The sequence below is a fragment of the Selenomonas sp. ND2010 genome (assembly GCF_000702005.1).
In the GTDB taxonomy this organism is placed as follows: domain Bacteria; phylum Bacillota; class Negativicutes; order Selenomonadales; family Selenomonadaceae; genus Selenomonas_A.
The window spans coordinates 244,873-250,890 of record NZ_JNKI01000002.1 but is presented as its reverse complement, the minus strand read 5'-3'; the positions used below and the strand labels follow the sequence as shown (position 1 = coordinate 250,890).

At 34.6% G+C, this 6,018-nt stretch carries 6 protein-coding genes; all 6 read left to right on the top strand.

The window, feature by feature from the left end:
- Positions 1 to 642 (top strand): GNVR domain-containing protein (locus T504_RS0102790; protein WP_033169505.1); only part of this gene is annotated, 642 nt, incomplete at its 5' end.
- A complete protein-coding gene (locus tag T504_RS0102785; RefSeq protein ID WP_231473849.1) occupies positions 639 to 1,775 on the top strand; it encodes a glycosyltransferase family 4 protein in 1,137 nt (378 codons plus the stop codon). The genes T504_RS0102790 and T504_RS0102785, both read left to right, overlap by 4 nt.
- Before the next feature lies 1 nt (position 1,776).
- Complete coding sequence (locus T504_RS0102780; protein WP_033169503.1) at positions 1,777 to 2,670, top strand: ATP-grasp fold amidoligase family protein; 894 nt, start codon at positions 1,777 to 1,779, stop codon at positions 2,668 to 2,670.
- 12 nt (positions 2,671 to 2,682) lie between these two features.
- The gene (locus T504_RS0102775; protein ID WP_033169502.1) at positions 2,683 to 4,161 is read left to right on the top strand and encodes a DUF362 domain-containing protein; all 1,479 of its coding nucleotides are present in this window, start codon (positions 2,683 to 2,685) and stop codon (positions 4,159 to 4,161) included.
- An 18-nt stretch (positions 4,162 to 4,179) separates the two neighbouring features.
- On the top strand, positions 4,180 to 5,082 hold the full coding sequence (locus tag T504_RS13800; protein WP_081823349.1) for a glycosyltransferase: 903 nt from the start codon (positions 4,180 to 4,182) through the stop codon (positions 5,080 to 5,082).
- A gap of 18 nt (positions 5,083 to 5,100) precedes the next feature.
- Positions 5,101 to 6,009, top strand: a complete 909-nt coding sequence (locus tag T504_RS0102765) for a glycosyltransferase domain-containing protein (protein WP_033169501.1) — start codon at positions 5,101 to 5,103, stop codon at positions 6,007 to 6,009.
- Positions 6,010 to 6,018 lie beyond the last annotated feature (9 nt).

Below are 6,018 nucleotides of genomic sequence, written 5' to 3'. Positions count from 1 at the left end.
GTCGCTACCCAGAAACTCGGGGAGCAGAAAGCCGGAGCTGCCAGCTACAACATCAACGATAACAGCACCGTCCAGAGCATCCGTGCGCAGATTGTCGCGAAGGAAGTCGAACTCGTCGGTCTGCGGCAGAAATATACCGACAATCATCCGTCCGTTATCGCAGCGCAGCGTCAGCTGACTCAGCTGAGTCAGTCGTTATCCGATGAAGTCGGTGCCGTCGTGAACTCCAACGCCGCCAGCCTCAACAGCGCTCAGATGGAACTGTTAAAGAACCAGGCGGTAGCTCAGGCACAGGCTAGTGCTGCCAGCGCCAGCGAAGCGGCCATTAAGGCGAAAAAAGCCGAGAAAGAAACAGAAATCTCGCAGCTGCCAGAAGCCGTCATGGACTACATCAAACTCGAAAGCGACGCGAAAATCAAACAGCAAATCTACACCAGTCTCGTCCAGCAGTGCGAACAGGACAAAATCCAGGAAGCCATGGAAAGCATGGACATCCAAATCATCGATGCGGCAAATCTCCCCGATGAAGATAAGCCGGCGGCACCTAGAAAGAAACTAATCACAGCGATTGGCTTTGTCATTGGCTGCCTGATTAGCTTTGGTTATGGACTCATCTGCTATAAAAAAGAAGAAACTGTGTGACGGGGGATGACAAATTGAGACGACGCCACAATCGTAAAGTTATGATTATCGTTAATGCTGCCACGAATTTGGCAAATTTTCGTAATGAGATTATTGAAGGCTTGCTGGCAGAGAATTATGAAGTCATCATCGTATCACCCGCAGGGAAAAGATTGCTACCCTATAAGCAAAAAGCTGGTTGTCAAGTTATCGAAATCCCGGTTAATCGCCATGGCAAGAATCCTTTTCAGGAAATGGCGCTTTTTATGAAATATTTTCGTGTGATGAAGGCAAAACGTCCTATCTGTGTGCTTACCTATACCATTAAGCCCAATATTTATGGTGGGATGGCGGCAAGATTATTGCGTATACCATATTTGGTTAATATCACAGGCTTGGGTGTGGTTTTTGATAATAAAAATATGTTGCAGAAAACTATAGTAGTTCTGTATCGCCGAGTAATGAAGCATGCTACTTGTGTGTTCTTTCAAAACAAAACGAATCGAAGTACCTTTATTCGTTTAGGAATTGGCTTCCCTTGTTCGGAGATAATTCCAGGCTCGGGGGTGAATCTTGCAGCTAATACATTGGAACCATATCCGGCAGAGAATGAGCCTCCTAAATTCCTCTTTGTAGCCCGAATCATGAAGGATAAAGGCATCCATGAATATGTAGATGCGGCTCGGATTATTCGCAAACAATATCCGCAGGCGGAGTTTCATGTGATTGGCAATTGTGAATTTGGTTATGAAGAAAAGGTAGCGAAATGGGCCGAGCAGGGCGATATCATTTACCACGGTGCGCAGCCGGATGTACATAGCTTTATGAAAGAATCGCATGCGCTTATTCATCCGTCCTTTTACATGGAGGGAATGTCAAATGTCTGCCTGGAAGCAGCAGCCACGGGTAGACCGGTGCTGACTACCAACTGGTTAGGATGTAAGGAAACTGTAGACGATGGCAAAACCGGCTATATCTTCGAGCCTCGCAATGTTACTGCGCTGGTTAAAGTAATAAAGAAATTTATCGAATTACCATATTCGGACAAAGTAACGATGGGATTAAACGGGCGGAAGAAAATGGAAAGTCAATTTGATCGAAGCATAGTAGTTGATGCTTATATGAAAGAAATTAATAGGTTGGCTGAATACTAAGATGAATTATAAAAATATAATTAAAAGTAAAAATACGAGAATGAAAATTCTTCATTATTTGGAATGGATACCTGATAGTATCATGGTAAAATTGCAATATTTTTTACACACAGGAATAATTCTTAATCTTAATAATCCTAAAACATATACAGAAAAAATTCAGTGGTATAAATTGTATTATCGAAAAGATATTATGACAGACTGTGTAGATAAGTTTGCTGTAAAAAAATATATAATAAAAAAATTAAAGACTGACAAATATATAATTCCAACGATAGGACATTGGAATAGTGCCAGAGAAATTGACTTTGATAAACTGCCAGATAAATGCGTTTTGAAAACTACTAATGGAAGTGGTACAAATTTTTTCTTTGATAGAAAGGCTGGTGTGGATGTAGAGAAAATAAGGAAAAAATTAGAACACTGGTTGAAACACTTGAACAAAAGTGCGGGACGCGAATGGGCATATGATAATGTTAAAGGTAGTATAATTTGTGAGCCATTATTAGAATCTAGCGGACAAGCTGGTCGAGGATTAGATGATTATAAATTTTTTTGTTTTGATGGAAAAGTAGTAATGAAATGGGTTGATTATGACAGATTTTTTGAGCATAAAAGAGTCCTTTATGATAGAGATGGAAATAGACTCGATGTTGCTTGTACATATCCGAATCCTGATGATTTTAAATATCCTAAAGAAGCGTTTGAAATATTGCAGCCTATTGCTGAAAAAATAGCTGAGGACTTTCCTCATGCTAGAGTAGATTTATATTATACAAATAAAAAAGCGTACTTTGGTGAGATAACTTTTTATTCTGGATCTGGATATGAGATGTTTAGTGATAATGATTACGATTTGATTTTAGGGAATATGTTTTTATTACCCCGAGTGTAGGAGGTAAACGAAATGTTTAGAGTCGGTATACAATATGAAAAAAACACAACATCTTATCCTAATAGTGTTGATTTTTTTTCCCCTAGTGTGTTGTATCCAGAGTATTTATGGACTAATGAGATCGCTCGGGATGAAAATAAAGCATATAAATTAGTGCGAGATTGTTTTATAACTTTAGGATTAGATAAAGAGAATATTGGAAGAGAATCATGGAATCCATTAGGTGAATATATACAAAAAGATAATACTGTATTACTAAAACCGAATTGGGTGGAAAATAAAAATAAAAATAAAAAAGTTCATGATGACTTGGCTTGTTTGGTTACAAATCCTTCGATTGCACGAGCAGTTATTGATTATGTGTTGATTGCGTTGAAAGGTAGCGGTAGAATCATTATTGCAGATGCACCTATGCAAGGGTGCGACTTAGACACATTATTTAAAATAACTGGATATGACAGATTGTTTGAATTTTATGAAAAGAAAAAAGTTAAATTAGAAATATATGATCTTAGAAAATACTCTGTAGAAAGAAAGTATAAAGGAGTTTTTTTGCCGCCAAAATTGACAAATAATGGTCTTGAATCTTTACTTATTAATTTAAAAGATATGAGCATGCACGCAGAAAAAAATAATATAAATCCGAGATATAAGGTTGAAGACTATGAACAACATGTAACCGAAAGTTATCACGGTAAAGGTAATCATATTTATGAAGTGAATCAGTTGCCATTAGAAGCAGATGTTATTATAAATCTTCCAAAACCTAAAACACATCGATTGGCAGGGTTAACAGGAGGATGTAAAAACTTTGTTGGGATAACATTTGAAAAAGCTTCACTACCTCATCGTATAGATGGAGACTTCGAAAAAGAACAAGGTGATGCATATAAAAAACACAGCATATGGAATAATATGATGCGTTATTTTAATGAGAAGCGTACCCATTATTCACGTAAAGGTGAAATTAAAATGTCTAAGATTAATGATGTTTTGATGAAAATTTCATATGTCATGCGAGTTATTTTGTCAGGAGATAAATATCGTGTAGGAAGTTGGTATGGAAATGATACAATATGGCGCACTGTGGTAGATCTTAATAATATTATCCTACACGCAGATAAAAATGGTGTGATGCATGATGATATTCAACGAAAAATAATAACAATTGGAGATATGATAATAGGTGGAGAAAAGGAAGGACCAGTTGGGCCTTCACCGAAAGAATTAGGCATTATTTTGTTTTCTGATAATAATTTGCTTTTTGATCGAGTGGTTTGCGATATTATGGGATTCGATTCTAATAAATTTAAAATGTTTAACGATAAAAAAACGGCAGCTGTTTTCTCCTTAAAAAAAAGAATTTTAGAAGAAACAATAGTTAAATCAAATTTTTTAAAAATAAATGATAAAAAAATATGCGATATGATTATTCCTAATGAATGGCATTTTAAACCTCATTCGTGTTGGAAAGGTTATATAGAGAAATAAGATATATATGGTAAGTATATGGAAAAAGTTTGTGTCGTAATGTCGACTTATAATGGCTCTGAATATATAGGCGCTCAGATAGAAAGTATTATAAAACAAAAAAATATAGAAATAATGTTATATATTCGAGATGATGGATCAATTGATAAAACAGTTGACGTTATAAAAAAGTATATAAAAAAATATCCAAAACAAATAATTCTAGATGTAGGGGAAAATTTTGGCTATCAACGAAGCTTTATGAAAGCATTGATTGATTGCCCAATGGCAGATTATTATGCTTTTGCAGATCAAGACGATATTTGGGAAATGGATAAAATTGCAAATGCGGTCAATGTGATAAGGAAATTAGGAAAGGTAGCTTTGTATGCTTCGAGTTTAAAGTTAATTGATGAGACAGGTCGCAGAATAGGAGAAAATAATATAAAAAACATGAAAAATAATATTGAATGCTATTTTGCGAGGCCTAGATTGGCAGGATGTACATTCCTATTTACCCGCAAATTGAGAAATATAGGGATACAGATATCACAGATGCAATATGTCACTTATCCAGATCATGATTTTATTATAGCTTCTTGTGCATTTGCTTTTGGTAATGTTTATTTAGATGTCAAATCGGGAATATTACATAGAAGAATGGCGAAAAGTGTTACTGGTGGAAGTAACGGTTTTATAAAGAGAATTAGTGTAGAAAAACATGTGATTTTTGATAAATATAAGGTTTGCAAAGATATGGCTAATAACTTGATTAAGATGGATGGTCTAAAAGAGGAATCAAAAGATTTTCTATTGTGTATGAAAGAATATGATAGCTCGTTTTATAGTAAGATTAAACTTTTAAAACGTAAGAAATTTAGATGTGGTATCAAGATATGTGATGTCGAAATGTTTTTTAAAGTTATTTTTGGGAAAATGTAAATATTAAACGAGGGCATTATGGATGAAAATAAACTAATTGAGGAAATTGAGCGGTTAAATGCTGATTATATTGAAATTATGAATAGTCCAGAATATACCTGCGGATATAAATTAATTGAGTTAAAAAAACGCGGTGTATGGGAAGGTATTAAGTCGTTGCTAAGAAGAAATAAATTTTCAGCAATAAAGCAAAATTTTGTAAATAGAAATTTACCTGCAGACATAGAACTGAAATTAGCGAAATTCGGCAGTATAAAATCTAAAGTAGTAGTTTATACGTGTATTACAAATGGTTATGATAAATTAGTTAGTCCGTATATAAAACCGGATAATATAGATTATGTACAATATACGGATGTATATTGCGAAAATGATGTTTGGATGTGTAAATATATACCTCAAGAAGTAGTGAAGAAATATAATGGCGGAATGGTTAATCGTTATATTAAATTTCATCCATATGAGTTATTTGAAAATGATTACGATTATGCAATTTATGTAGATGGAAATATCACAATTATATCGGATTTGTCAGTTATGACGGAGTTAGTTAATAACAAAGTGGGACTAGCATTTCATAAACATTGTACAAGAAATTGTTTATTTGATGAGATTGAAGCTTGCAAGATATTAAATAAAGGGAATTATTCAAAATTAAAAAAACAAAGTGAAGAATATAAAAAAGAAGGATTTCCTTCATCCTATGGAATGATTGAAGGAAATTTGATTGTGTATGATTTGAAGAAAGACCTAGCAAAAAAATTGACTAATCAACTTTGGGAAGAGTTAGTAACTTCAGATAGCGGTAGAGATCAAATTGCCTGGCCATATGTTTTTTGGAAGAACTCGATTGCAGTTAATGATGTTGCTACACTGGGAGATAACATATATTTAAATCCAAAGCTAAGAGTTAAATCGCATGTTTAAAATATCGAT